Source organism: Kribbella sp. NPDC054772, from assembly GCF_053611945.1.
The window spans coordinates 279,405-303,568 of record NZ_JBSHBJ010000001.1 but is presented as its reverse complement, the minus strand read 5'-3'; the positions used below and the strand labels follow the sequence as shown (position 1 = coordinate 303,568).

At 69.2% G+C, this 24,164-nt stretch carries 29 protein-coding genes; 13 read left to right on the top strand and 16 right to left on the bottom strand.

The window, feature by feature from the left end:
* Positions 1-111: 111 nt before the first annotated feature.
* Entirely contained in the window at positions 112-1,287 is a 1,176-nt protein-coding gene (locus ACWGID_RS01555) for an acetoin utilization protein AcuC (RefSeq protein WP_452193376.1), read from the bottom strand.
* A gap of 17 nt (positions 1,288-1,304) precedes the next feature.
* Positions 1,305-1,616 (bottom strand): hypothetical protein, encoded by a 312-nt coding sequence (locus ACWGID_RS01550; protein ID WP_452193374.1) that lies wholly within the window; start codon positions 1,614-1,616, stop codon positions 1,305-1,307.
* An 87-nt stretch (positions 1,617-1,703) separates the two neighbouring features.
* On the opposite strand from ACWGID_RS01550, the gene ACWGID_RS01545 reads away from it, so the two are divergent.
* The 4 genes from ACWGID_RS01545 to ACWGID_RS01530 all read left to right on the top strand — a co-directional run bounded on the left by ACWGID_RS01545 (position 1,704) and on the right by ACWGID_RS01530 (position 5,111).
* The gene (locus tag ACWGID_RS01545) at positions 1,704-2,249 is read left to right on the top strand and encodes a TetR/AcrR family transcriptional regulator (protein ID WP_452193373.1); all 546 of its coding nucleotides are present in this window, start codon (positions 1,704-1,706) and stop codon (positions 2,247-2,249) included.
* A gap of 245 nt (positions 2,250-2,494) precedes the next feature.
* On the top strand, positions 2,495-3,247 hold the full coding sequence (locus ACWGID_RS01540) for a hypothetical protein (RefSeq protein ID WP_452193371.1): 753 nt from the start codon (positions 2,495-2,497) through the stop codon (positions 3,245-3,247).
* 152 nt (positions 3,248-3,399) lie between these two features.
* Positions 3,400-4,368 (top strand): tryptophan--tRNA ligase, encoded by a 969-nt coding sequence (gene trpS, locus ACWGID_RS01535; protein ID WP_452193369.1) that lies wholly within the window; start codon positions 3,400-3,402, stop codon positions 4,366-4,368.
* Positions 4,365-5,111, top strand: a complete 747-nt coding sequence (locus tag ACWGID_RS01530) for an endonuclease/exonuclease/phosphatase family protein (protein ID WP_452193367.1) — start codon at positions 4,365-4,367, stop codon at positions 5,109-5,111. Before trpS ends, ACWGID_RS01530 begins: the two co-directional genes overlap by 4 nt.
* A gap of 18 nt (positions 5,112-5,129) precedes the next feature.
* Here ACWGID_RS01530 and ACWGID_RS01525 read toward each other — a convergent pair whose 3' ends face one another.
* The 3 genes from ACWGID_RS01525 to ACWGID_RS01515 all read right to left on the bottom strand — a co-directional run bounded on the left by ACWGID_RS01525 (position 5,130) and on the right by ACWGID_RS01515 (position 6,812).
* Positions 5,130-5,468: a YciI family protein gene (locus ACWGID_RS01525; protein WP_452193365.1), complete on the bottom strand. Its 339-nt coding sequence runs from the start codon at positions 5,466-5,468 to the stop codon at positions 5,130-5,132.
* Positions 5,469-5,548: 80 nt separating this feature from the next.
* Entirely contained in the window at positions 5,549-6,451 is a 903-nt protein-coding gene (locus tag ACWGID_RS01520; RefSeq protein WP_452193363.1) for a TIGR03560 family F420-dependent LLM class oxidoreductase, read from the bottom strand.
* Between the two features lie 4 nt (positions 6,452-6,455).
* Positions 6,456-6,812 (bottom strand): winged helix-turn-helix transcriptional regulator, encoded by a 357-nt coding sequence (locus tag ACWGID_RS01515; protein WP_452193361.1) that lies wholly within the window; start codon positions 6,810-6,812, stop codon positions 6,456-6,458.
* Between the two features lie 50 nt (positions 6,813-6,862).
* Here ACWGID_RS01515 and ACWGID_RS01510 point away from each other — a divergent pair, with 50 nt between their 5' ends.
* Positions 6,863-7,297, top strand: a complete 435-nt coding sequence (locus ACWGID_RS01510) for a TIGR03618 family F420-dependent PPOX class oxidoreductase (protein WP_452193359.1) — start codon at positions 6,863-6,865, stop codon at positions 7,295-7,297.
* On the opposite strand, the gene ACWGID_RS01505 is transcribed toward ACWGID_RS01510, so the two are convergent.
* Positions 7,290-7,889 carry a hypothetical protein gene (locus tag ACWGID_RS01505; RefSeq protein WP_452193357.1) on the bottom strand — a complete coding sequence of 200 codons (600 nt, stop codon included), beginning with the start codon at positions 7,887-7,889 and terminating at the stop codon, positions 7,290-7,292. The genes ACWGID_RS01510 and ACWGID_RS01505 overlap by 8 nt on opposite strands.
* A gap of 72 nt (positions 7,890-7,961) precedes the next feature.
* A complete protein-coding gene (gene proC, locus ACWGID_RS01500) occupies positions 7,962-8,765 on the bottom strand; it encodes a pyrroline-5-carboxylate reductase (RefSeq protein ID WP_452193355.1) in 804 nt (267 codons plus the stop codon).
* A gap of 102 nt (positions 8,766-8,867) precedes the next feature.
* On the opposite strand from proC, the gene ACWGID_RS01495 reads away from it, so the two are divergent.
* Entirely contained in the window at positions 8,868-9,383 is a 516-nt protein-coding gene (locus ACWGID_RS01495) for a hypothetical protein (protein WP_452193353.1), read from the top strand.
* A gap of 3 nt (positions 9,384-9,386) precedes the next feature.
* Here ACWGID_RS01495 and ACWGID_RS01490 read toward each other — a convergent pair whose 3' ends face one another.
* Positions 9,387-10,316 (bottom strand): proline dehydrogenase family protein, encoded by a 930-nt coding sequence (locus ACWGID_RS01490; protein WP_452193351.1) that lies wholly within the window; start codon positions 10,314-10,316, stop codon positions 9,387-9,389.
* A gap of 163 nt (positions 10,317-10,479) precedes the next feature.
* Here ACWGID_RS01490 and ACWGID_RS01485 point away from each other — a divergent pair, with 163 nt between their 5' ends.
* The 4 genes from ACWGID_RS01485 (at position 10,480) to ACWGID_RS01470 (ending at position 13,983) form a co-directional block, all read left to right on the top strand.
* Positions 10,480-11,514, top strand: coding sequence for a DUF695 domain-containing protein (locus ACWGID_RS01485; RefSeq protein ID WP_452193349.1), 1,035 nt, complete (start codon positions 10,480-10,482; stop codon positions 11,512-11,514).
* A 154-nt stretch (positions 11,515-11,668) separates the two neighbouring features.
* Positions 11,669-12,241, top strand: a complete 573-nt coding sequence (locus ACWGID_RS01480) for a TIGR03086 family metal-binding protein (RefSeq protein WP_452193347.1) — start codon at positions 11,669-11,671, stop codon at positions 12,239-12,241.
* Positions 12,242-12,439: 198 nt separating this feature from the next.
* A complete protein-coding gene (locus ACWGID_RS01475) occupies positions 12,440-12,946 on the top strand; it encodes a SigE family RNA polymerase sigma factor (RefSeq protein WP_452193345.1) in 507 nt (168 codons plus the stop codon).
* An 11-nt stretch (positions 12,947-12,957) separates the two neighbouring features.
* On the top strand, positions 12,958-13,983 hold the full coding sequence (locus tag ACWGID_RS01470) for a hypothetical protein (RefSeq protein ID WP_452193344.1): 1,026 nt from the start codon (positions 12,958-12,960) through the stop codon (positions 13,981-13,983).
* A 13-nt stretch (positions 13,984-13,996) separates the two neighbouring features.
* On the opposite strand, the gene ACWGID_RS01465 is transcribed toward ACWGID_RS01470, so the two are convergent.
* The 6 genes from ACWGID_RS01465 to ACWGID_RS01440 are packed head-to-tail and all read right to left on the bottom strand — an operon-like array spanning position 13,997 to position 18,452.
* A complete protein-coding gene (locus tag ACWGID_RS01465; protein WP_452193342.1) occupies positions 13,997-14,734 on the bottom strand; it encodes an ABC transporter permease in 738 nt (245 codons plus the stop codon).
* Positions 14,731-15,453 (bottom strand): ABC transporter ATP-binding protein, encoded by a 723-nt coding sequence (locus ACWGID_RS01460; protein ID WP_452193340.1) that lies wholly within the window; start codon positions 15,451-15,453, stop codon positions 14,731-14,733. The genes ACWGID_RS01465 and ACWGID_RS01460 overlap by 4 nt, the downstream gene beginning before the upstream one ends.
* Before the next feature lie 42 nt (positions 15,454-15,495).
* Positions 15,496-16,065: an HDIG domain-containing metalloprotein gene (locus tag ACWGID_RS01455; protein ID WP_452193338.1), complete on the bottom strand. Its 570-nt coding sequence runs from the start codon at positions 16,063-16,065 to the stop codon at positions 15,496-15,498.
* Positions 16,065-16,664 (bottom strand): TetR/AcrR family transcriptional regulator, encoded by a 600-nt coding sequence (locus ACWGID_RS01450; protein ID WP_452193337.1) that lies wholly within the window; start codon positions 16,662-16,664, stop codon positions 16,065-16,067. Before ACWGID_RS01450 ends, ACWGID_RS01455 begins: the two co-directional genes overlap by 1 nt.
* On the bottom strand, positions 16,661-17,515 hold the full coding sequence (locus ACWGID_RS01445) for a sugar phosphate isomerase/epimerase family protein (RefSeq protein WP_452193335.1): 855 nt from the start codon (positions 17,513-17,515) through the stop codon (positions 16,661-16,663). The genes ACWGID_RS01450 and ACWGID_RS01445 overlap by 4 nt, the downstream gene beginning before the upstream one ends.
* 4 nt (positions 17,516-17,519) lie before the next feature.
* Positions 17,520-18,452, bottom strand: coding sequence for a Ppx/GppA phosphatase family protein (locus ACWGID_RS01440; RefSeq protein WP_452193334.1), 933 nt, complete (start codon positions 18,450-18,452; stop codon positions 17,520-17,522).
* Positions 18,453-18,539: 87 nt separating this feature from the next.
* On the opposite strand from ACWGID_RS01440, the gene ACWGID_RS01435 reads away from it, so the two are divergent.
* A complete protein-coding gene (locus tag ACWGID_RS01435) occupies positions 18,540-19,280 on the top strand; it encodes a hypothetical protein (RefSeq protein ID WP_452193333.1) in 741 nt (246 codons plus the stop codon).
* A gap of 55 nt (positions 19,281-19,335) precedes the next feature.
* Positions 19,336-19,968 carry a VOC family protein gene (locus ACWGID_RS01430; RefSeq protein ID WP_452193332.1) on the top strand — a complete coding sequence of 211 codons (633 nt, stop codon included), beginning with the start codon at positions 19,336-19,338 and terminating at the stop codon, positions 19,966-19,968.
* A 3-nt stretch (positions 19,969-19,971) separates the two neighbouring features.
* On the opposite strand, the gene ACWGID_RS01425 is transcribed toward ACWGID_RS01430, so the two are convergent.
* Positions 19,972-21,360, bottom strand: a complete 1,389-nt coding sequence (locus ACWGID_RS01425; protein ID WP_452193330.1) for a WS/DGAT/MGAT family O-acyltransferase — start codon at positions 21,358-21,360, stop codon at positions 19,972-19,974.
* A 44-nt stretch (positions 21,361-21,404) separates the two neighbouring features.
* The gene (locus ACWGID_RS01420) at positions 21,405-22,829 is read right to left on the bottom strand and encodes a beta-N-acetylhexosaminidase (RefSeq protein WP_452193328.1); all 1,425 of its coding nucleotides are present in this window, start codon (positions 22,827-22,829) and stop codon (positions 21,405-21,407) included.
* 135 nt (positions 22,830-22,964) lie between these two features.
* Between ACWGID_RS01420 and ACWGID_RS01415 the strand changes: the two genes are divergently transcribed.
* On the top strand, positions 22,965-24,164 hold the full coding sequence (locus ACWGID_RS01415; RefSeq protein WP_452193326.1) for an MFS transporter: 1,200 nt from the start codon (positions 22,965-22,967) through the stop codon (positions 24,162-24,164).

Genomic DNA, 24,164 nt, shown 5'->3' with positions numbered 1-24,164 from the left:
CGCACTTCCAGCACGGATCGTGCGCCGGCTTCCCCTCCGGCACCTCCGTCCGCGCATGGAACGAGCGTAGTGGCTGTTGGTACGAATGGGAAAGAGGGGGACTTCTGTGACTCAATAACTAGGATCGATACCTAAAAGAGGGAAGCTGGCGTCGCGTGTCGCCTTGATCGCGCGGTCGAGCCAGGTATCGGGGTTGTAGCCGCTGGACCAGTCGACGTACGCCGCGTCCCGGCCGTCGGTCATCCGCACCGGCGCAACTCGGCCGAACCGCATCTGGACCTCCTCGCGCCACGCCTCCGGTACCGGAGTCAGCGGGTCGATCGGGTGCCCGGCGACGATCGCCAGCAGATGCGTCCAGGCCCGCGGTACGACGTCGACGATCGCGTACCCGCCACCGCCGGTCGCGATCCACTTCCCGTCGGTCAGCTCGTGCGCGAGCTCGTGCAAGGCGAGGTACGCCGCCCGCTGCCCGTCGATCGTCTTCGTCAGGTGGGCCAGCGGATCCTCGACGTGCGAGTCGCACCCGTGCTGCGTGACCAGCACCTGCGGCCGAAATGCCTTCACCACGTCCGGGACGACCGCATGGAACGCGCGCAGCCAGCCCGCGTCCCCGGTCCCGGGCGGCAGTGCGACGTTGACCGCCGTACCCTCGGCGTTCGGGCCGCCGGTCTCGCCGGCGCTCCCGGTGCCGGGAAAGAGTGTGGTCGGCGACTCGTGCAGGCTGACCGTGAGGACCCGCGGGTCGTCGTAGAACACGGTCTGTACGCCGTCCCCGTGGTGCACGTCGACGTCGACGTACGCGACCCGGTCCGCACCATGGTCGAGCAACCACTGGATCGCGATCGCCGGATCGTTGTAGACGCAGAAACCGCTGGCCTGGTTGGGCATCGCGTGGTGCAGCCCGCCGGAGACGTTCGCCGCGTGCAGTACGTCGCCCTCCCAGACCGCACGCGCCGCCTCGACGCTGGCGCCGACGATGCGCGCCGTGGCCTCGTGCATCCCCGAGAAGCAGTACGTGTCGGTGGTCCCGAGACCGTGGATCGGGTCGGCGTCGTCCGGCTGTTCGCCCGCGCGCTTCACGGCGGCGATGTACTCGGGGGTGTGCACGGTTTCGAGCAGCGCGTCGTCCGCGATCGGCGCCGGGACCACCTTGAGCTCGTCGAGCACCCCCAGGGCGCGGGCCAGCTTGATCGTCAGCTCCACCCGGATCGGACTCATCGGGTGGCCACGGCCGAAGTCGTACGCGGTCAATCCGTCGTCGAAGACCAGCAACGCCTCACCACTCATGTCCCTGACCTTAGCCGTCAGACCTCCGGGATCGGCTTCCCGAACCTGGCGCTCAGCCAGTAGGCGCCGCGGCGCGCATGGAAGATCGTCATCGCGACGACACCCACCGCGCCGGCGATCAGCGCCGCCCGCGGATGGCCGCCGGGGTGGGCGACGGCGAGCAGCACGCCCGCGATCAGGAACGCCGCCAGCCCGCCGAGCGCGTTGTTGGTGGCGGAGTTGCCGGTCACGTTCGGGAACTCGCGCCCGGTGATGCCCTGGACGAAGTGCGGGATGCCGTTGGCCCCCCACAGCCCGGCCAGGAAGGTCAGCAGGATCGCCTGGATCATCGGAGTACCTCATTTTCAGTCTACAAGTGTTGACTGAAACCGTAGACCCGACCGAGCTCCTGAGTCAACATGCGTAGACTGAACTTCGTGACGACACGGGTGGAGCAACGGCAACGGACCGAGGCGCGGATCCTGGCCGCCGCGCGGCAACTGTTCGGCGAGCACGGGTTCGACCGGACCACGATCCGCGCGATCGCGACCGCGGCCGACAGCGACCCCGGGCTGGTGATGCGGTACTTCGGCTCCAAGGAGAAGCTGTTCGCGCAGGCAGCCGCGGTCCCGGCAGACGGACCGATCGAGGGCTCGCCGGATCAGATCGCCGAACAGCTCGTCGCCGCCCTGACCGCGAAACTCGCCGACGAACCGACCGCCGCGCTCGCCGCCCTGCGCGCGATGTTCAGCCACCCGGAGGCAGCCGAAGAAGTCCGTACGGCGATGACCGCGCAGCAGCGTCAGGTCGCGGCGCAACTGCCTGGCGAGGACGCCGTGATGCGCTCCGGCGTGATCGGCGCGCTGACCCTCGGGCTGGTCATCTCCCGGCACCTGGTGAAGCTGGACGGGCTGGACGCCACGCCCGAGGAGCTGATGGCCGTCGCCGGGCCACTGATCGAGGACCTGGTGACGCGCGCCTGACGACGCGCGCTCGCGACGACGCGCTCGTGACCCAGTGGAAGGGCGGCGCGACACCCCTCCGTGGTCGCGCCGGCCCGTGACTGGTTCCAACAGTCGATTAATCGGCAGCGGACTGCAAAGCGTTACAAGATTTGCGGAATTATGCCGACGAAACCGCCGAATCCGCGGAGCGCCGACTGCAGACAGTGAGATACAGACCGAGATCCGGACTTGCAAGTCCCCCACCGCGCCCTACAGTTCTCCCGGTGAGGCTCTTCAAACCGAACCGACGGCAGCTCGTCACGGCCGGAGCGGCAGCAGCCGCCGGCCTGGCCGTCTCCCAGACCGCGTCCGCGACCACCGAATTCGCTTCGGCGACGGTCGCGTCGCCCGGACCGTACGGCTCCGGCGTTCTCGGCTCCTGGACGAACACCACCCGGGCCATCTCGACCACTACGCAGATCCACCGGGTGGTCGCGACCAGCGGTGTCTACATGTTCGGCGACAGCATCTCGGTCCAGGACGGGAAGTCGCTGGCGACCCGGCTGCTGGGCCGCGACGGCAGCCAGATGGCCGTCAACAACTGGTCCAGCCGGCCCACCTCCGGCGCCGTCGACGCGCTGCAGCAGTGGGCGTCGGCGTACGGCCTGCCGCGGCGGATTCTGATGGCCAGCGGGTCGAACGACATCTTCGACCCGCCGAAGTTCGCCGCCCAGGTCGACCGGGCGATGAGCATCGCGGGCAAGAACCGGACGGTCTACTGGGTCAACCTCCAGGTCGTCCGCAAGGCCGTGACAGCAACCGTGCAACTCGCCGACCAGCGCAACAGCTCGTGGCTCAACATGCAGCTGTACGACGCCCAGGAGCGGCACCCGAACCTGAAGGTGATCCGCTGGGCCGAGTGGCTCTGGGTCAAGCCGTACCGGCTGGCGAACTACCTGCGCGACGGTGTGCACCCGTCGGTTCCGCTCGGTCAGGACGCCCGTAACGAGCTGATCGTTCAGTCGCTCACCCAGTGATACGCTGACGGCGTGAACACATACTTGCAGCTGTGGTGGGCCGCCTAGGGCGGTCCACCCGGCGTGTTCGCACGCATCCAAGAGGCCGCCTCGCCGAGGCGGCCTTTTTTGATGCCCTCGGTGGGGCTCCCTACACCGAAAGGGCATCGATCATGACCTCGCTTTCCGGCATCACCCCGTCCGGCCGGCTGACGCTCGGCAACCACCTCGGCGCCCTGCGCCGGTTCACCGACCCCGACGGGTTCTACTTCGTCGCGAACCTGCACGCGATGACGACCAAGCACGATCCCCGAAGACTCGCCGCCCTGACCCGCGAGTTCGCGACGCTGATGCTCGCGGCCGGTGTCCCCGAGGGCACGGTCTTCGTCCAGTCCGACGTACCCACGCACGCGCAGCTCGCGTATCTGCTCGAGTGCACGTCGTACGTCGGTGAGCTGTCGCGGATGATCCAGTACAAGGAGAAGGGCAACGGCCGGCCGATGACACGGGCCTCGCTGTTCACGTACCCGTGCCTGATGGCCGCGGACATCCTGCTGTACGGCGCCGAGCGGGTCCCCGTCGGCGGCGATCAGGACCAGCACGTCGAGCTGGCCCGCGACATCGCGATCCGGTTCAACCGCGAGTACGGCGAGACGTTCGTCGTACCGCAGCTCGCGAAGGCGGCGCTGGCCATGCGGATCAAGGACCTGGCGAACCCGACCGCGAAGATGAGCAAGTCCGACGCCGACGACGCGATCGGCACGATCCGGCTGCTGGACCCGCCGGACGTGATCCGCCGGCAGATCATGCGGGCCGTCACCGACTCCGAGAACGAGGTCCGGCACGACGAGGCGAACAAGCCCGGCGTCACCAACCTGCTGGAGATCCTGGCCGCGTGCACGGACGGCGACCCGGTGCAGCTCGCGCCCGCGTACTCGTCGTACGGCGCTCTGAAGCAGGACGTCGCGGACGCGGTTCTCACCGTCATCGAGCCGCTGCAGAAGGAGTACGCGCGGTTGACGACCGATCCCGGCGCGATCGATCAGCTGCTCGCCCAGGGCCGGGACCGAGCGCTCGACGCGAGCGCGCCCCGACTCCAGGCTGCGGCCCGAGCCATGGGTTTGGCAGGATCAGCACCATGAAGATTCGCGCCGCCACGTTCAACATTCGCAACTCGTCCGCACCCGACGGCGACAACGCCTGGCCGGTCCGGAGGAAAGCGGCGGTGGCGGCGATCGAGCACCTGGACGCCGACGTGGTCGGGCTGCAGGAAGTGCTGCCCGACCAGCTCGAGTACCTGCGCTGGCGGTTCCCGAAGCACGAGATCGTCGGCGCCGGCCGGGAGGACGGGATGAGCGCCGGCGAGCACGCCGCCGTCATGGTCCGGCCGGGCGAGTGGCGGATCGAACGTTTCGAGACCCGGTGGCTGTCCGACGACCCGGGGACGCCGGGGTCGATCGGATGGGACGCCGACCTGACCCGGGTCGCGACGCTGGTCTGGCTGCGGCACCGCGACGGTACGACGGTCGGCGTCGTGAACACGCACTACGACCACGCCGGCGAGGTCGCACAGCTGCAGTCCTCGCGGCTGCTCGCCCGCTGGATCGGCGGATCGCTGCCGTGGATCGTGATGGGTGACCTGAACGCGACACCCGACTCCCCGCCGCTCAAGACCCTCGTCGACGCGGGCCTGCGGCTCGCCGTACCGACCGAGGCCGGCGGCAGCTGGCACGACTTCACCGGCGCCGTCGACGACGACCGCATCGACCACATCCTCGTCACCCCGACGTGGACCGTGACCGACGCGGCCGTCTCGCACTTCCGTCCCGACGGACGAGTGCCCAGCGACCACTGGCCTGTGGTCGCGACACTGGAGCTTCAGTAGCCGCGACGGCGCGGCCGACTACCTGACCTGCCGAACCTCCTGCGGCCAGCCGCAGGCCTCCGCGACCTTGGCCGCCCACTTCTTGGCGGTCTCGTCGTCGGGCACGCTCACCACGGTGAACCCGCCCAGGTACTCCTTGGTCTCGACGTACGGACCGTCGGTCAGCAACACGGTGCCGCTGGTCGGGTCGGCGGCGTAGATCGGCCCGTCCTCGACCAGTCCCCCGGCGAAGACGTACGCACCGGCCTCCTTCAGCTCGTCCAGCACCACCCGGACGAGCGGACTGCGGCCGGCGAACCACTCCTCGGTGTGGTCACCCACCCACTGCTGGTTGAAGTAGATGATGTACTCGGCCACGCCTGCTCCTTCATCGGGCGGACCTGCTGGTCCGCGTTCACCTACCCCACGAACGGCACCGGACCGATCCGACACCGGGGTCAGATTTTCTCCAGAACTTCTTCCCGGAGCCGCTCCAACGCGTCGAACCGCCGATTGCCGTCACCGAGTTGTGAGTCCGGCACGAGCAGTTCGTCGATCCCGGCGTCGGGGTACTGCGCGACGACGTCGAGCACTTCCTGTGCCGATCCCATGATCACGTGCGCCCCGCGGCTCTCCAGCCGTTGCTTCCGCTCGGCCGCCTCGGTGTCCCCCGGTACGACGACCTCGATCATCGCCTGCGCGGAACGGCGTACCGTCTTCGGGTCGCGGCCGATCCGCGCGCAGTGCTCGGCGAACACCGCGCCCTTCTGCGCCGCGAGGTCCGGGCGGCCCCAGTGGTTCCACTCGTCGGCGTACTTCGCGACGATGCCGAGGGCAACCTTCTCGCCGGCGGCGCCGATCAGGATCGGGAGCTTGGCCGGCTTCGGCTCGCAGGGTGCGTCGGTCAGCTGGTAGTACGTGCCGTCGAAGGTCGTGCGGTCCTGGGTGAGCAGGCCCGTGATCACCTGACAGGCTTCCTCGAACCGGGCCAGGCGCTCGCGCACCGGCGGGAGCTCGATGCCGTACACCTCGTGCTCGTTGACCTGCCAGCCGGCGCCGATGCCGAGCACGAACCGTCCGTTCGCCATCTGGTCGATCGTCGCGGCCTGGTTCGCGACCACCGCCGGATGCCGGTAGGTGTTGCCGAGCACCATCGAACCGACCCGCACGCGCTCGGTCCGCGCGACGACGCCGGCGATCAGCGCGAGACATTCGTTGACGGGAACGGACAGGTCGTCCCCGTTCTGCATGAAGTGATCAGCGATCCAGACCCCGTGCCACCCGGTCCGCTCGGCGTACTCCGCCCCTTCGAGCACGTCCGCCCAGTCCCTGGATGCCGCAGGCCACAAAGAAAAGTCCATGCGGTCATCCTCCCTCCTGCGCCGCGAGCACCGCGTCGCCGTTCTCCTCCGCCCACTCTGTGAGCAATCGGACCGGGACCATCAGGGTTCGGCCGAGTTCGGTCAGCTCGTATTCGACGCGTGGTGGGACGCCGCCGTGGTCGGTGCGGGCGACCAGACCGTTGGTCTGCAGGCGGCGGAGCGTCTGGGTGAGGACCTTCTTCGAGATCCCGCCGATCAGCTCGATCAGCTCCGAGTGCCGTCGGGCGTGGTCGTTGAGACCCCACAGCACGACGACGGCCCACTTGTCCGCGATCACCTCGACCGCGAGGCGAGCGGGGCAGTCGGCCAGGAAGACGTCACCAGGTTCCGCACCGTACACAGCGGTCAGGGTACCCAGAGGTTCCCACGGCGCTGCCTAGCGTCTGCTGCATGAACAGACTTCCCGAGAGCACCCACCGGCTCTTCGACGAGCCCAAGGACGTCACGCTGATCACCATCGACCCGGACGGGTCGCCGCACGCCTCGATGGTGTGGGTCGGGCGCGACGGCGACGAGCTGTTGATCGGGGTCGAGGAGAGGCATCGCAAGACCCGCAACCTGCGCCGCGATCCGCGGGTGACCGTGGTCGTGCAGGACGACCAGGTGAGTCCGCGCGGACTGACGCAGTACCTCGTGCTGCGGGGCACGGTGACGCTCGAAGGTCCCGGGACTCCGCAGCAGTACAAGGCGTTGATGGATCGGTTGACGAAGAAGTATCTCGGTCGGGACGAGTTCCCGTTCGGCAACGAAGCCGTCTACGCGGGCGCGACGATCGTCCGGGTGTCCGTCGACCGGATCACTGGTGAGGGGCCGTGGGTCAGATGACGATGTGCCAGCGGAGGAGGAAAGCGCCGATCGAGAGGACGACGTAGAGGAGGACGAACAGGGTGCCGAGGCCGGGGCGCGGGCGGTGTCGTTGGACCGGGGCGGACAGGGCCCGCTCGCGCAGTACCTCCATGACCGCGGCGACCTCGGCGGTGCGGCCCTCCGGGATGCCGTTGATCTCGTGCTCGTCGGGACCGCGGGTCAGAACCACGTTGTCGTCGCCGATCTCGAGCTTCCCGACGTCCTGCCAGGCGAGGCTCCGGACCAGCATGCTGGTCCGCGCCTTCAGACCGCTCGGGAACAGGTCGACCCGATACAGCACGACACCACCGGCGACGCGCACGACCGACGCGCCGATGATCGTCAGCAGGCCGACCGCGAGCATGTCGCGGGCGCCCATCCACAGCCACGAGTTCAACGCGGGCACGGCAACGAACGGCAGCACGAACAGGGTCCACGCCCACCACGGCGCAGGATCCAGCGGCACCCGCCACGGCAGCTGCGGGATCTCCTGCTGCGGCGACATCCCCTGCTGCGGCATGTCCTGCTGCTGCGCAGGCGCGGTGTCCGGCTCGACCGAACCTTTACCCATCGGCGGAATCATCCCTCGAACATGGCAGGAAAACCTGGGGGCTTTACCTTAACGCCAGCTGTGAGAGAGGTGTTACTCGGCGGCCAGGTCTCGTGACCGGTTGCGGGCGGCTTCGATCGCGGACAGGAAGGCGGCGCGGACCTTGTGGTCCTCGAGTTCGCGGACGGCGGCGGCCGTCGTACCGCCGGGGGACGTGACGCGCTCCCGCAATACCGTCGGGTGTTCGCCGGTCTCGCGCAGCAGCTTCGCCGAACCGACGACGGTCTGCACGACGAGGTCGGTCGCCGTACTGCGCGGCAGGCCCATGTGGACACCGGCCTCGATCATCGCCTCCACAACGAAGAACAGGTACGCCGGTCCGGAACCGGAGATCGCGGTCACCGCGTCCTGCTGCTTCTCCGGCACGCGGATGACCCGGCCGGTCGCGGCCAGCAGGCTCTCGGCCAGCTCCAGGTGGCTCTCGTCGCAGTGCGCGCCACGCGAGATCGCCGCCATCCCCTCGTCGACCAGGGCAGGCGTGTTCGGCATCACCCGGACGACGGCGACGCCCTCGGGCAGCCGGGACTCGACGAACCCGGTGGTGATCCCGGCGGCCAGCGAGACCACGGTCTGGGTCGGCTGCACGGCCGGCGCGATCTCGGCCAGCAGGTCCGGCATGTCCTGCGGCTTCACCACCAGGACGAGGGTGTCCGCCTGCTTCGCCGCGTCCAGGTTGGACACCACGTCGACGCCGTACCGCTCACGCAGCTCGGTGGCACGCTCCCCCCGGCGCTCCGTGATCAGGAGGTCTTCCGGTCGCCGCCCGGCCCGAATCAGCCCGGACAACAACGTCTCCCCCATCACACCGGCCCCGAGGACGGCCACCTTTGCACTCATGCCCACAGAGTACTGACGAACTGCTCAGATCCTGGTCCCACTGCCCACCAGCCGGGACATAGGCTCTCCTCCCCGCCCCTTCGGACCGAGAAGGATCCGCCCATGCGCCTTCGCCGTACCCTCGCTCTCGCCGTCGGTCTGCTCCCGCTCGCCGCCGGACTGACCCAGGCCACCGCTGCCCAGCCGCCCGCGACCAGCAGCATCGTCGCCGCGGACGAGTCGGACGCCGATACCGACACCGACGACGTCGTCGCCGCCGACGCGACCGAGACCCATCCGCTGAAGGCGACGAAGGCCTCCGGTGCACCGGACTACGACACCTGCCGGTTCGCCGGGTACTCGATCGGCTCGACCTGCTTCAAGTGGGTCGGCGACAACCAGTGGGTCTTCGACGGGTTGACCAACGGCTGGGCCCCGGTGGCACAGGTACAGACGAACTACGGCAAGAACCGCTACTGCCAGGCGCTTCCGTCGTCCGAGGGCTGGGGTTACTGCAACTACGACCACCGGGAAGGCAAGTGCGTCCGGTTCCGGATGTACGAACTGAAGGACGGCGTGACCCGGAACTGGGGAGCCTGGAGCCAGTGGTACGGCACCGGCTACGGCTGGCCGTGCTAGTGACTACTTCTTGCTGATCAGCGAGCGCGCGAAGAACTGCAGGTTGGCGGGACGCTCGGCGAGGCGACGTACCAGATAGCCGTACCAGTCCTCGCCGTACGGGATGTAGACGCGCATCGTGTGACCGAGGCCGGACAGCCGCAACTGCTCCTCGGGGCGGATGCCGAAGAGCATCTGGTACTCGAAGCTGCCCGGCTGCCGGTTCGCGCGGTCCGCGAGCGCGCCCGCGATCGAGATCAGCCGCGGGTCGTGCGACGCGATCATCGGGAAGCCGGCGCCGTTCATCAGGACCTTCATCGCCCGGACGTACGCCTTGTCGACCTGGCGCTTCTCCTGGAACGCGACCGACTCCGGCTCCTTGTACGCGCCCTTGCAGAGCCGGACCCGGGAGCCCGCGTGCGCGAGGTCGCGGCAGTCGGCCTCGGTACGGCGGAGGTACGCCTGCAGGACCGCACCGGTCTCGGGGAAGTCCTGGCGCAGCTCGCGCAGGATCCCGAGCGTGGAGTCGGTCGTGGTGTGGTCCTCCATGTCGAGGGTCACCGTCGTCCCGGCGTTGCGGGCGGCCAGACAGATGGTCCGGGCGTTCTCCAGCGCGATCTTCTCGCCGTCGCCCGGGAGCGCCTGGCCGACGGCCGAGAGCTTCACCGAGACCTCGGCGTTCTTGGTGAGACCGGCTGCGGAGAGCTTCTTCAGCAGGTCGAGGTACGCGTCGGCGGTCGCGGTCGCCGCGGCCAGGTCGGTGACGTCCTCACCGAGGTGGTCGAGGGTGACGTTCAGCCCGTTGCTGACCAGCTTCTCGGTGGCCAGCACGGCCTCCGGAGCGGTCTCACCGGCCACGAACCGTGCCACGATGCCACTGGACACCGGCAGCGACGACACGGCTTTCTTGATCTGGGGGCTGCGGGACATGCCCAGCAGGACTCGCCGAAGCACTACGTGTTCCTCCTCATCAACCCACCCATTTGCCAGTGGTGTCAGCAGGTTACGCGCCTGAACCGAGCGCTCCCTAATCCTGTGGCCGGGACCACACCAGCCCGGTCACTGGTTCGTTCACTGGGTGCGATGGTCGCACCCCTGGTTGTTAGAGGATGCGCTCATGCCCATCTTCAAGCGTCGCAAGCGGATCGTGGTGGACGCCGATCCGATCGGCGCGTTCTGGTCCTGGTGGTCCACGACCGGTGCCGCGAGCCTCGCGCACGCCGTCGCCCAGCGGCAGCCGGCCGACGCCAACGTGGAGCTGAACGAACGGATCGCCCGGATCCACCCGGACCTGGAGTGGGAGCTCGGCCCCGGACTGCTCGCCGAGCACGTCCTGATCGTCACCGCCGCCGGAAACCCCGCGCAACGCGCCGTCGCCCGCCGCTGGCTGCGCGCCGCCCCCTCCTCCGACCAGCTCTGGGAGTACGCCGACCTGCGCCGCCCGGGTCCCGCGGTGACGATCCAGTTCGACGGGCTGCCGCCGGTCGCGATCGACGAGTCCGTGGTGTCCATCGAACCCGACTCGGCCTCGGTCCACGTCGGCGTACACCATCCGGTCTTCGAATCGCTGTCGGTCGATGCGCAGCGGCGGGTGACGTTCCTGATCCTCGACCTGGTGCTCGGCGAGGAGATGGTGGAGACGTGGGTCGGGGCGATCGACACGTTGGCCGCGGTGCCGTCGGACGCCGTACCTATTGGTGAACTGCTGCCGGTGGTGGCGGGGTTCGCGGCCGAGCACACGCTGGACGACGGCAGCCCCGCGTGGAAGATGCTGGAGGGTACGCGCGACGGTCAACGGGTGATCGCGACCGCGGAGTACCCCCTGCGCTCGATCCGGCGGCCGCACCTCGACACCCACGTCGCGGTGTCGATCAGCTACCCGAAGGTGCGCGACGACGGTCTCCCCGAATCCGAGATGCTCGACGAACTACGAGCCTTCGAAGACCACCTCACCGATCGTTTGGGTGGCTCCGGAAACCTCCTCGCCCACGAAACCTCCGCCGGCACCCGCATCCTGCACTACTACACCGACGGCACCACCCCCGCCGACGCCCAACTCCAAGCCGCCACCACCGGCTGGCCCCACGGCAAAGTCACCATCACCGTCGAACCAGACCCCGCCTGGCACAACGTCGCCCACTTGTCAGGCTGATGGCGGCGGCTGGCGGCTTGTGCGTCGGCTGACGTGCTGTAGCCCGCCAGCGCCCCAACAGCGCGCCAGCCACCCGCGCCACCAGCCTCGCGATACGGCGCCGGCGCCTGCTAATTGGTGGAGTTCAAGGCGACGTGCCGTGTTGGATGTGGCTGTGGGAGACGACTTGGGGATCGGGTTGCTTGCGCCGGCCGGGGAGCGGCTCGCTGGGCTGACAGACGGGGTTGGTACGTCGGACTGGAGCCGGCTGACGCCTGCTGGGTTGAATGTGCGAGACGTGCTCGACCACGTGGTCGCCGGCAACGTGTTTGCTGTGCGGCTGTTGGCCGGGGCTTCGGCGGCTGAGGCGACGGCGGGTCTGGACGGCGATCAGCTCGGTGCCGACGCGCGGACGGCTGTGGTGGACTCCTGCGCTCGGCAGCTTGCGGCTTTTGCATCGGCTGACAGGGTTCGAGCCCTGCATCATCCGAGTGGCGACATCTCCTTCGCGACGTTCCTGCGCTTCCGGCTCGGTGAACTGGTGGTGCACGGATGGGACGTCGCGGTTGGCACGGAGCAGGATCCGGCGCTCGACGCGGCGGTGGTGGACGGGTTGTGGGCAATGGTCGAGCCGCATGTGGACGAGATGCGGGCCATGGGCACCTTCGGTGACGGTGCAAGTCCGGAGCTGCCGGCGGACAGCCCAGTCCTGACCCGCTTGCTCGACGCCTTCGGTCGCCGGATCTGAACCGCCGGCTCGTGCCGCGCCTCGCTCCGAGCGCGTTTGAGGGGCCGGCCCCTCAGATGGTGGGTTGCCCCCTTGAAATCCCAGGGGGCAACCCCCCGCTCGCGGGGGCGGCCCCTCAAACGCGCTGGACCGCAGGCAGGTGCAACCTGGGGGCTTGGGCTTTTCGTCTTGAGGGGGAGATGGAGAGTGGAGGGGCGGATGGCGGAGCGGGACCGGGAGTTTGTCGAGTTCGTCGAGGAGGCCGGGGCGGCCTTGCGGCGGACCGCGTTTCTGGTGGCGGGTGACCGGCATCGGGCTGACGACGTGGTCCAGGACGCGCTGTACAAGCTGTATCTGGCCTGGCCGAAGGTACGCCGGGCAGGGAACCCGTTCGCGTATGCCCGCCGGATCGTGGTGAACACGGCGTACGACGGGCGGCGGCGTCCGTGGCGGCGGGAGGTGGCGATCGCCGACGTACCGGATCAGGTCGATCTGGAGGACTTCGCGAGCGGGTACGCCGAGCGGGACGAGGTACTGGAGGCGCTCCGGTCGCTCGGTCCGCGGCAGCGGGCGTGTGTGGTGCTGCGGTACTACGAGGACCTGTCCATCGAGCAGACCGCGGAGATCCTCGGCTGTTCGGAAGGCACCGTGAAGAGTCAGGCGGCGCGGGGTCTCGACACTCTCCGACGGGCCATCGATCGACGGCGTGCGAGCCAGGTGCTGTGAAGGAGAACGAGATGGAAGACGTACGTGAGGTCAGCGCCGAGCTCCACCGGCTGGCCGAGTCCGGGACAGACGAGCCCTTCGACACCGCCCAGGTCCTCGAGCGCGGCCGCAAGGGCCGGCGCCGCCGGAAGCTGTTCGGCGCGGGCGGAGCGGTCGTCGGTGTGGCGGCGATCGCGATCACGGCGAGCCTGCTGCCGAATCTCAGGTCCACGAACGAGCAGGTGGAAGTCGCCGGCAACTCGCAGTTCGGCCCGGTGCCGGGTGTCCCCCGCGGCGAGGCGGCCGCCGACCAGCGGGTCTCGATGGACGAGGCCCAGCGCCGCTGCGCCCTGAGGTACCCGAACCAGAAGCGGAAGCTGCAGGGCCGCGGCACGATCCGGGCGGGTCACCTGGCGATCTACGACATCAAGATCGGCGAGCAGCGCGCGGAGTGCATCGTCCCCGGTGGCGACAAGCCGTCGGCGGAGTTGGTCGCTGCCGCGGCGAAGGACCCGGTGCCGAAGAGCATCCCGGACAAGCTGCGGAACTGTTCGGTGATCGCCTGGATCGACCTGACCGGCTGGCAGGTGGTGGCCTCCGACGAGTCGAAGACACTCGGGCAGGCGATCGTGGTCGCGATCTCCCCGTCCGGGCACAAGGTCGTGTCGTGCCAACTGATGGCGGACAGGGACGACTGGTCCCAGTTCGCGCGGACCACGACGTTCGCGACCCTGACCAACCTCAGCGGTGCCGATCCGGTGCTCGACCCCGCCGACAAATCGGCTCGGGCGGACATGTACACCGGCGGCGGTGGTGGCGGCGGCTGCACGAACGGGATCTGTACGACGTGGTCGTCGACCGGCTGGGGCCGCGTGGAGTCGAAGGCGGGCCAGACGGTCCGGCTGCGGATCGGGAAGGGACCGGTCTATCAGGTCCCGGTCGGAGAGGGCGGCTGGTTCGCCTACACCTGGTACACCCAGTCGAAGTACAGGCTGAAGGAGTTCCCGAAGGTCGCGGCGTACGACAAGAACGGAAAGGTCGTCAAGGTCTTCGAGTGATCGCGAGCGACCCTCAGGCGGTACGCCGCTTGAGGGTCGCCGCACCCAGTCCGAGTGCTGCCACGATGAACCCGACGACGACCAGTGCGTCGCCGCCGGTGCCGCTCCCGAAGCCGTTGCCCTTGGCAACCCCGATGACGGCGTCGACCGCATAGGACAGTGGCAGTACGTCGCTGATCGCGTGCAGCACCGTGGGAAGTTCGTCGCGCGGCACGAACAGACCGCAGAGCAGAAGTTGCGGGATCATCACCGCCGGCATCATCTGCACGGCCTGGAACTCGGTCGACGCGAACGCGCTCGCGAACAGGCCGAGCGTCGTACCGAGGATGCCGTCGAGGACCGCGACGACACCCAACTGCCAGGCCGGGCCCCGGATGTCGAGGTTCAGGGCGTACAGCGAGATCGACACCACCACGAGGGCCTGGACGACCGCGATCAGCGCGAACGCGACGGCGTACCCGAGCAGGAAGTCGAGCTTGGCCATCGGCATCGTGAACAGCCGCGACAGCGTGCCGCTGGACCGCTCGCGCAGTGTCGCGACCGAGGTGACGATGAACATGATGATCGCCGGGAACACCGCCAGCAGCGGCCCGCCGATCCGGTCGAACGTCGTCGGCGAGTCGTGGAACATCCACCACATCAGGCTGACCAGGGCCGTCGGCAACACGATCAGCATCGCCACCGTCCGGTGATCCCGCCGCAACTGGGCGAGCACCCGAGCGGCGACCGCAAACGTCACCCGCGGTGTCATCGCGCACCAGCCTTCCGCTCGATCAGGGTGAGGAACGCCTGCTCGATGTCGCCCGTGCCCGCCGATTCGAGCAGCACCTGCGGCGTGTCGTCGGCGAGCAGTTCGCCGTCCCGCATCAACAACAGCCGGTCGCATCGCGAGGCCTCGTCCATCACGTGACTCGAGACGAGCAGCGTCGCGCCGGCGTCAGCGAGCCGGTGGAACAGGTCCCAGAGGTCGCGGCGCAGGACCGGATCCAGACCAACCGTTGGTTCGTCCAACACCAACAGCTCGGGGTCACCGAGCAGCGCGGCCGCGAGCGACGCGCGGGACCGCTCACCTCCGGACAGTTCGTCGACGCGCGTCCCCGCGTGACTCCGTAGATCGACGGCCTCGATCACCCGATCCACATCGGAGGCCGCGACACCGAGGACCGCGGCGAAGAAGCGAAGGTTCTCGGTGACGGTCAGGTCGCCGTACACGCTGGGCTCCTGGGTCACGTACCCGATCCGCCCGCGCAGCCCCGGCGCACCGGCCGGCGATCCGAGCACCGAGACGTCACCGGCCACCCGGGCCTGCAACCCGACGATCGCGCGGATCAAGGTCGTCTTGCCGCAACCGGAGGGACCGAGCAGGCCGGTCACAGTCCCGGCCCGGAGGTCGAAGTCGACGCCGTGCAGGACCTCCCGGTCGCCGCGCACCACGACGACGCCACGGCAGCTCACCGCAGTTTTCATCATATGATGAATTTAGCTCGGACGGCGTCCCGTGACAACAGCCCGTCAGATCACGGCGTACCCGGTGGCGTCGCTCAGCTCGGCCAGCGCAGGATCGCCGTACCGCGTCCGCAGCGCGCCGAACCGCCGTACCTTGTCGACGCCGAACCGGCGTACCTCCGTGGCGTACGTGTCACCGGAGAGGAACACCGGCGGAGTGCGCTTGCTGTGGAACTTGTCGGCGTACATGACCAGTTCCTCCTCCGGCGTCCGCGGCACGTAGTCGCCGACCGGGATCGGCAATGACTGGCGTACGACGTCGTCGCGGGTGATCCCGACACCGGTGTGACAGGACGCGAACCGGCACAGCTCGACCGGGAAGCCGAGCGACGCCAGCAACTCGTGCCCGAGCACACCGTGTCGGACGTACGCCGTCGATTCCAGCCGGTAGACGCCGATGTCGTGCAGCAACGCCCCCGCACGAACCAGATCCGTGTCGATGTCCAAGCCGGCGAAGAACTGCGAAGCCACCGAGCACACCAACTGACAGTGCTCGTAGACGAGTTCGAACGCGGACCGGCTCGGCGCATGGTCCCTGTGCAGGACGCGGATCTCGCCGTCGGTCGGGATCTGCATCAGCCGGTCAGGTGCTGCTGGAGGACAGGCGCCAACCGGTCGATGAGCGTTTCGACGTCGAGCGACGCGACCGGCTCGAGCTCGACCAGGTAGCGGACGACCGCGGCCCCGACCAACTGTGTCGCGACGAGGCCGACCCGCAACTGCGCGTCGGGGACATCGAGCACCTGGGCGACTGGCTGGATGATCATCTGGGTGATGCCTTCGCGCATCATCCGGGCCACCTCTTCACTGCTCACCACGCTGCGGAACAGCGCCTTCATCCGCTGCTGCCCGTCCGGCGACTCCCACGCCCCGAGGAACGCGCTCGCGATCCGCCGACCGGTCTCCTCGCGCGGTCCGTCAACGATGTACGCCGCGATCTGGCGCGGGTCGACCGGGATCGCCATCGCCTCGATGAACAGCTCGTCCTTGCTGTCGAAGTAGTGGTGCACCAGCGCCGCGTCGACACCGGCCTGGCGCGCGACCGCCCGCAACGAGGTGGCCGCGAATCCCTTGTCCGCAAAGGATTCCCGCGCGGCCGCGACGATCTCTCCCCGGGTGTCCGGTCCACCGGGGCGACGGCCCGGCGTACGACGGGACGCCCGGGGGGCTGTCACGGAGTCAGCTCCGAGATCTCACCGTCCGGCGTGACCGCGAACGGCGTCTTGCGGGAGCTGGTCCGGACAAAGTGTTTGCGGGTGAACTCCAGCGACTCGACCAGGTCGACCTCGCGCTCGGACCGGCTGGTCGCGCGGCGGGTGTTGATCTCGATGATGATGTGGCCGCGGAAGTCCTGGTTCGCCAGGCTGCCCAGCAGGTCGGCCGCGCGCTGGGTACCGCGGCCCGGGACCAGGTGCTCGTCCTTCGCGGAGCCGGTGCCGTCGGTGAGGTGGACGTGGGTGAGGCTCTTGCCCATCGTCGCGGCCAGCTCGACACAGTCCTGCTCCGCGGTGGAGGCGTGCGACAGGTCGAGCGTGGTGTGCGCGTAGGTCTGCTCGGTCGGGTCCCAGCTCGGCGCGTACGCCTGCAGGTCGCGGCCGGGCGCGCGCCACGGGTACATGTTCTCGACCGCCAGCGTCACGCCCGTCTCGGCCTCCAGCCGGGCGACCCCCTCGACGAACCCGCGCGCGTAGTCGCGCTGCCAGCGGAACGGCGGGTGCACGACGACCACGTCGGCCCCGAGCTCCTTCGCGGCCTCGGCGCTGCGCTCGAGCTTGCTCCACGGGTCGGTCCCCCAGACCCGTTGCATGATCAGCAGGGTCGGCGCGTGGATCGCGAGCACCGGCAGCTGGTGGTAGTCGATCAGCCGCTGGATCGCGTCGATCTGGGTACTCAGCGGATCGATCCCGATCATCACCTCGACACCGTCGTACCCGAGCCGGGCCGCGAGCTCGAAGCCGCTGGCGGTGGACTCGGGATAGACGGAGGCGGTGGACAGGCCGATCTTCGCGGTCGTGCGGGGGTTCATTGGTTCACCGGGGTTGCAGCTGGTCGAGCCGGGACAGGATGACACCCTCGCGGAGCGCCCACGGGCAGACCTCGAGCGCGGGCAGGTTGAACAGGTCGAGGACGGCGTCCGCGACGACCGCACCGGCGAGCAGCTGGGACGATCGTCCCGCCGACACCCCGGGCAGCTCGGCCCGCTCCTCGGCCGACATCTTGGTCAGCTTCGGCATCCATTCGGCCAGATCGTCGCGGCCCAACGTGCGAGGGACGTACGGCCCGTCGTCCGAAGGCGCCGCACCGGTGATCCGGGCCAGCGAACGGAACGTCTTGCTGGTCGCCACGGCGCGCTGCGGCCGGCCCGCGCGCAGCACGCCCCCCGCGACGGCCGCCATCTCCATCCGGACCCGCTTGCGCAGCGCCCGTACCTCGTCCTTGTCCGGCGGATCCGCGGTCAGGCCCTCCCGGGTCAACCGGCCGGCGCCGAGCGGCACCGAGACCGCGACCGTCGGCTCCTCGTCGGACCCGGCGGCGATCTCCAGCGAGCCGCCTCCTATGTCGAAGACCGCCAGCCGGCCGGAGGACCAGCCGAACCACCGGCGGACCGCGAGGAACGTCAGCCGGGCCTCGTCCTCGCCGCTCAGCACCTGCAGGTCGATCTCGGTTTCCTTCCGGACCCGGTCCAGCACCTTGTCGCCGTTCGGCGCCTCGCGCAGCGCGGAGGTCGCGAACGCCAGCACCGACTCGCAGCCCTTGTCCTCGGCCAGCACGGTCGCTTCCTTGATGAACTCGATCAGCCCGTCGGAGCCGGACTGCGCGATCTTGCCGTCCTTGTCGAGGTGCTCGGCGAGCCGCAGCTCGGTCTTGTGCGAGTACGCCGGGTAGGGCGCGGCACCACGATGCGCGTCCACCACCAGCAGGTGGACGGTGTTGGATCCCACGTCGAGTACGCCGAGCCGCATACCCTCACGCTACTGGACGGCAGGAGTAGCGGCGCGTTCCGGAGTCTTCGTTCACGGTTGTGCGGCTCGGGCGCGTACGCTTTCCAGGTGCCTGAGGTTTCTCTCGATTTCCCCCGCGCCTGGGTCGAGTTCGTCGACCCGGAAGACGCCGACCAGGTCTTCCGCTGCGACGTGACCTGGCTGACCTCCAACTGGAGCTGCATCTTCGGTGGTGGCTGCCAGGGGATCTACAAGGGCCGTCCGAACGACGGCTGCTGCACGCTCGGCGCGCACTTCTCCGACGCCGACGACGAGAAGCGGGTGAAGAAGTACGTCAAGGAGCTCGGCAAGGAGGACTGGGAGTTCCGCAAGGAAGGCCGGGCCAACGGCTGGGTGGAGACCGACGACGAGGGTGAGCGCAAGACCCGCGTCTGGGAAGGTGCCTGCATCTTCCTGAACCGCCCGGGTTTCAGCGGCGGCGCCGGCTGCGCGCTGCACGGGCTGGCCCTGAAGCGCGGCGTGCACTTCGTCGAGACCAAGCCGGACGTGTGCTGGCAGCTCCCGATCCGCCGGACGTTCCGCGAGGTCGAGCGGCCGGACGGGACGTCGTACACCGAGGTCGGGATCGGTGAGTACGACCGGCGCGGCTGGGGCCCGGGTGGACACGACCTGGACTGGTACTGCACCGGGAACACCGAGGCGCACATCGCCGTCGAGCCGGTCTTCGAGTCCAGCAAGGTGGAACTGCAGACCCTGATGGGCCTGAAGGCGTACGACGTGCTCGCGGACCTGTGCCGTCAGCACCTGGAGGCGGCGCGTCCGCTGCTGCCGCACCCGGCGTCGAAGTAGCCGCGACACACCCCTGGGTGTGCCGCCCGTGGGCGCGGGGTCAAGAATGACAGGCATGCGTCTGGATCATCTGTCGTACGCCGCCGGGCCGGACGGTTACCGGGCCACGGTCGAGCGCTTGTCCGCGGTGCTCGGTGCGGAGTTCGTGGACGGTGGGGTGCACCCGCGGTTCGGCACCGTGAACCACATCCTGCCGCTGGACAACGACCGGTACATCGAGGTCGTCGACGTCCTGGACCACCCGGCCTCGGACAAGGCTCCGTTCGGCCAGGCGGTCCGCGCCCGTAAGGAGCTCGGCGGCGGCTGGCTCGGGTGGGTGGTGGCCATCGGCGACATGCCGGCGATGGAGAAGCGCCTCGGCCGGCAGGCGGTCCCGGGCAACCGGCACCGGCCGGACGGGGTGAACCTGACCTGGCAGCAGATCGGCGTCAAGGGCCTGATCGCGGATCCGCAGCTGCCGTTCTTCGTGCATTGGGACGACCTCGCCGAACACCCGTCGATCGGTGGCAAGGACGTGAAGCTCACCGCGCTGGAGATCGCCGGCGACCCGGTCCGGGTCACCGACTGGATCGGCCACCCCGCCGATCACCTCCTCGACGACCTCGACGTCGCCTGGGTCGGCCCGAGCGGCCAGCCCGGCCTGGTCGCCGCCGTGTTCAACACACCGAACGGCATCGTCCGGCTGTAGTGCTCAGTGGATGTTCTCGAGCTCGAGGAGTGACGTCTCGAGGTGCCCGAGCATGCGTTGCAGGTGCGGGACGGTCCGGCGGCAGCCGATCAGCCCGAAGTGCAGCTGCTGGTCGTAGCTCGTCACGCTGATGTTCAGCGCCTGCCCGTTGAGCACGATGCTCGCCGGGTACATCCCGAGCAGCCGTGACCGGTTCCAGTACAGCGGGCTCTCGGTCGGCCCCGGCACGTTCGAGATCACCACGTTGTACGGCGGCGTCGTACGGCCCGCCACTCCCGGCAGCACCGCGGCCGGTCCGGCCACGCCGAAGCCGAGCGCGCCGACGATCAGGTTCTGCAGCGGGCTGAGCCCGGACAGTACACGCTTGGCCCGCGCGGTCGATGCCATGATCCGGCGGATCCGGCGCTCGGGATCAGCGAGGTCGGTGGCAAGGTCGGCGATCAGCGTGGACAGCGAGTTGCCCCCGCCCGGCGCGTCGTCGCGGCCGCGCAGCGACACCGGCACCATCGCCGTCAGCGCCTTGTCCGGCAGGGCGTCCAGCTCGAGCAGATAGTTGCGCAGAGCCCCTGAACACATCGCCAGCAGGACGTCGTTCAGCGTCGCGCCGGTGATCGCGCGGACCTTCTCCAGCCGCTCGATCGGCCAGGACTGCGCCGCGAACCGCCGGGCGCCGGTCACGCCCTGGTTGAAGATCGTCTTCGGGGCCTGGAACGGCATCGTCGAGTGCAGCAGGCTCTGCAGACCGGCCAGCGGCAGCCCGGCGAGATCCGTGAGCGTCCGCATCGCGCCGCCCGGGATCCGCGCCATCGACGGCAGCCACCCGGCGCCCGGGCGGGGCTCGGTGGCCTTCGGCGGCAGCGCGTAGGTGGCCGGCATCCCGATCCGGTCCGGGTCGGTGGTGAGGGTGTCCTGCATCCAGCGGAGCGCGGTGACACCGTCGATCATCGAGTGGTGGATCTTGCTGTAGATCGCGAACCGGCGGCCCTCGACGCCCTCGATCAGGTACATCTCCCAGAGCGGGCGGTGCCGGTCCAGGAGGGTGCCGTGCAGGCGACTGGTGAGCTCGAACAGTTCGCGGTATCGGCCGGGGCGGGGCAGTGCGGACAGCCGGACGTGGTACTCGAGGTCGATCTCGTCGTCCTGCTCCCAGGACCAGTACCCGAGGTCGACGGGCCGGTTGCGGACCCGGCGCGCGAACAGCGGGTTCACCTCGGGCGCCGCGACCAGGTCCTGGAACAGCCGGGAAACGAAATCCCGCGAGATCTCCGGGAACACGTGGTCCCGCCCGGCGCCTTCGGGGAGCTCGAACAGCATCAGCCCACCGACGTGCATCGGCTGCTCCCGGGTCTCACCACCGAGGAACATCGCGTCCAGGGGCCCCACCGCGGTCATCCGTCCTCCGCTCGTCGGGCCCATCCTCGCCGCTGGGTGGAGGTTCAGTCGAGGGGGCGGTAGTTCACGCCGAGCTTCGCGATCCGCGCGAGGTGCGGGCGGAGGCGGGTGACGAACTCGTCGTACGAGACCTTCGGGGAGCCCCAGGCCCGTTCGGCGAAGGCGGACAGTCGCGGCAGCAGCATGTAGCCGACCTGCTCCGGGCCTTCCATGTACTCGGTCCAGATCTGGCACTGGGTCCCGATGATCAGCGCCTGCTCCTCATCGGTGAGCGCCTCAGGGAGCACCTCGAAGTCGTACACCTTCTTCAGCGGGATGTTGCCGCCGATCGCCAGCGGCTCGGTCGCCGGGTCGTGCTGGTAGTAGTCGAAGTACACCGACTCGCACGGCGCCATCACGACCTGGTGACCGGCCTTCGCCGCGACCTCGCCGCGCTGCGCGCTCCGCCAGGCCATGATGACCGCGTCCTTCGGGCAGTCGGTCTCGACCATCTCGTCCCAGCCGACCAGTCGGCGCCCTTCCTCGGCGAGCACCTCGGCGACCTGCGCGGTGAACCAGCCCTGCAGCTGCCCGGGCTCGTCCAGCCCGAGCTCGGTCTGCCGCTTCCGCGCTTCCTCCGACTCGGCCCACTGCACCGACGGGCACTCGTCGCCGCCGAGGTGGATGTACTCGCTCGGGAAGATCTCCAGCACCTCACGCAGCACGGTCTTCACGAACTCGACCGTCGCGTCGTTCACGTTCAGCACGTCGTCGCTGATGCCCCAGTACTGCCGCACGGTCAGCTGCTGGTCGGGGTGGTTCCCCAGCTCCGGGTACGCCGCGATCGCGGCCTGCATGTGACCGGGCAGATCGATCTCCGGTACGACGGTGATCCCGCGCTCGGCGGCGTACGCGACGATCTCGCGCAGGTCGGCCTTGGTGTAGAACCCGCCGTGCCGCGTGCCGTCGTAGGTGAACTCGGTCTGGCCGTGCGACATCTTGCCGACCATGGTCTCGGCCCGCCACGCGCCGATCTCGGTGAGCCTCGGGTACGCCTCGATCTCGACCCGCCAGCCCTGGTCGTCGGTGAGGTGGAAGTGCAGCACGTTCAGCCGGTGCAGCGCGAGCACGTCGATGACCTTGAGGACGAAGTCCTTCGGCATGAAGTGCCGCGAGACGTCCAGCATCATCCCGCGCCAGGCGAATCGCGGCGCGTCCGCGACCCGAGCCAGCGGTACGGCGACCTTGCCATCCTCAGCGGGCTCAGCGGCCTCGACCAGCTGCGCGTACGTCGTCTCCGCGTGCCGCAGCGCCTCCTCGGAACCGGCCGACAGCCGGGCACCGTCGGCGGTGATGTCGATGCGGTACTCGGTCGGGTCGAGGTTCTCGACCACGTCCCGGACGGCCTCGCCGACCGGGTCGGCGCTGATCCACCGCCCTTCGTCGACGGTGAGTTCTCGCGGGGCAGGGACGATCGCGATGTCGGACATCCGGACTCCAGGGGGAAGCGCGGCTCGAATTATGTCAGGACGATCCTATATCCGTCCGGAACTGCGCAGAACCCATGATGTCGAGCACAAACAATCGATCTACCTTCGCTGTCAGGTTCATGAGAGGGTTTGCCCGTGACAAGCGAGCGGCAGCGATCAACCCTGCGGGTGCTGGTGGCGAGCAATGCGCTCGGAGGCGTCGCGACGGCGAGTGGTTTCGCGGTCGCCGCACTGCTCGCGGAGAACGTGTCCGGGTCGACGTCACTGGCCGGACTGGTGGCCACGTCGACCACGCTGGGTGCGGCCGCAGTCGCCGTACCGCTGGCTGGTCTGGCGCGGTCGCGCGGCCGACGGGTCTCGCTGGCGACCGGCTATCTGATCGCCTGTGTCGGTGCAGTGCTGACGATCGTCGCCGCGCAGGCCGGCTCGCTGCCCTTGCTCTTGCTGGCCGGTTGTCTGTTCGGGAGTGGCTCGGCCTCCAACCTGCAGTCCCGGTACGCCGCGACCGACGGCGCCGACCCGAGCCGGGTCGCCCGTTCGCTGGGCGTGGTCGTCTGGGCGACCACCATCGGCGTCATCGTCGGCCCGAACCTGACGGGTGTCGGCGGTTCGGTCGGGGCGTCGCTCGGCATCCTGGCGCTGGCGGGGCCGTACGTGTTCTCGGTGATCGCCTTCGGCCTGAGCTCCGCGACCGTGTGGGTCGGAATGCGCAGCCAGGTCCGGCCGGAGCGGGTGGAGCGCCAGCCACTCGCCCAGACCTTCCGGCAGGTGATGAGCATCCCGCACGCCCGCCTCGGTCTGCTCGCCATCGCGACCGCGCATGCGGTGATGGTCGGCGTGATGTCGATGACCTCGGTGCACCTGCGGCACCACGGCGCCTCGCTGACCATCGTCGGTTTTGTCATCAGCGGGCACGTCGCCGGGATGTACGCGCTGTCCCCAGTCACCGGCTGGATGGCCGACCGGCTCGGCCGCATCCCCACGATCGGCATCGGCCTCGGCATCCTCGCCGTCGCGATGACGCTGGCCGCGGTCGCCCCCGACGACGCCCATGCGCTCACCGGACTGGCTCTGTTCACGCTCGGCCTCGGGTGGTCGGCCTGTCTGGTCGCCGGGTCGACGCTGCTGTCCCGTTCCGTCCCGGACGGCATCCGGACGTCGGCCCAGGGTCTGTCCGACCTCACGATGGGCGTCCTGGCTTCCCTTTCGGGCACAGCTGCCGGCCCGGTCCTCGCCACCCTCGGCTTCCACTGGCTGGCGGTCTTCTGCGGCATCTTGCTCGTCCCGGCAGCCCTGCTCGCCGCTACGACCAAGCAGGTCGTAGCTAGGGTTTAG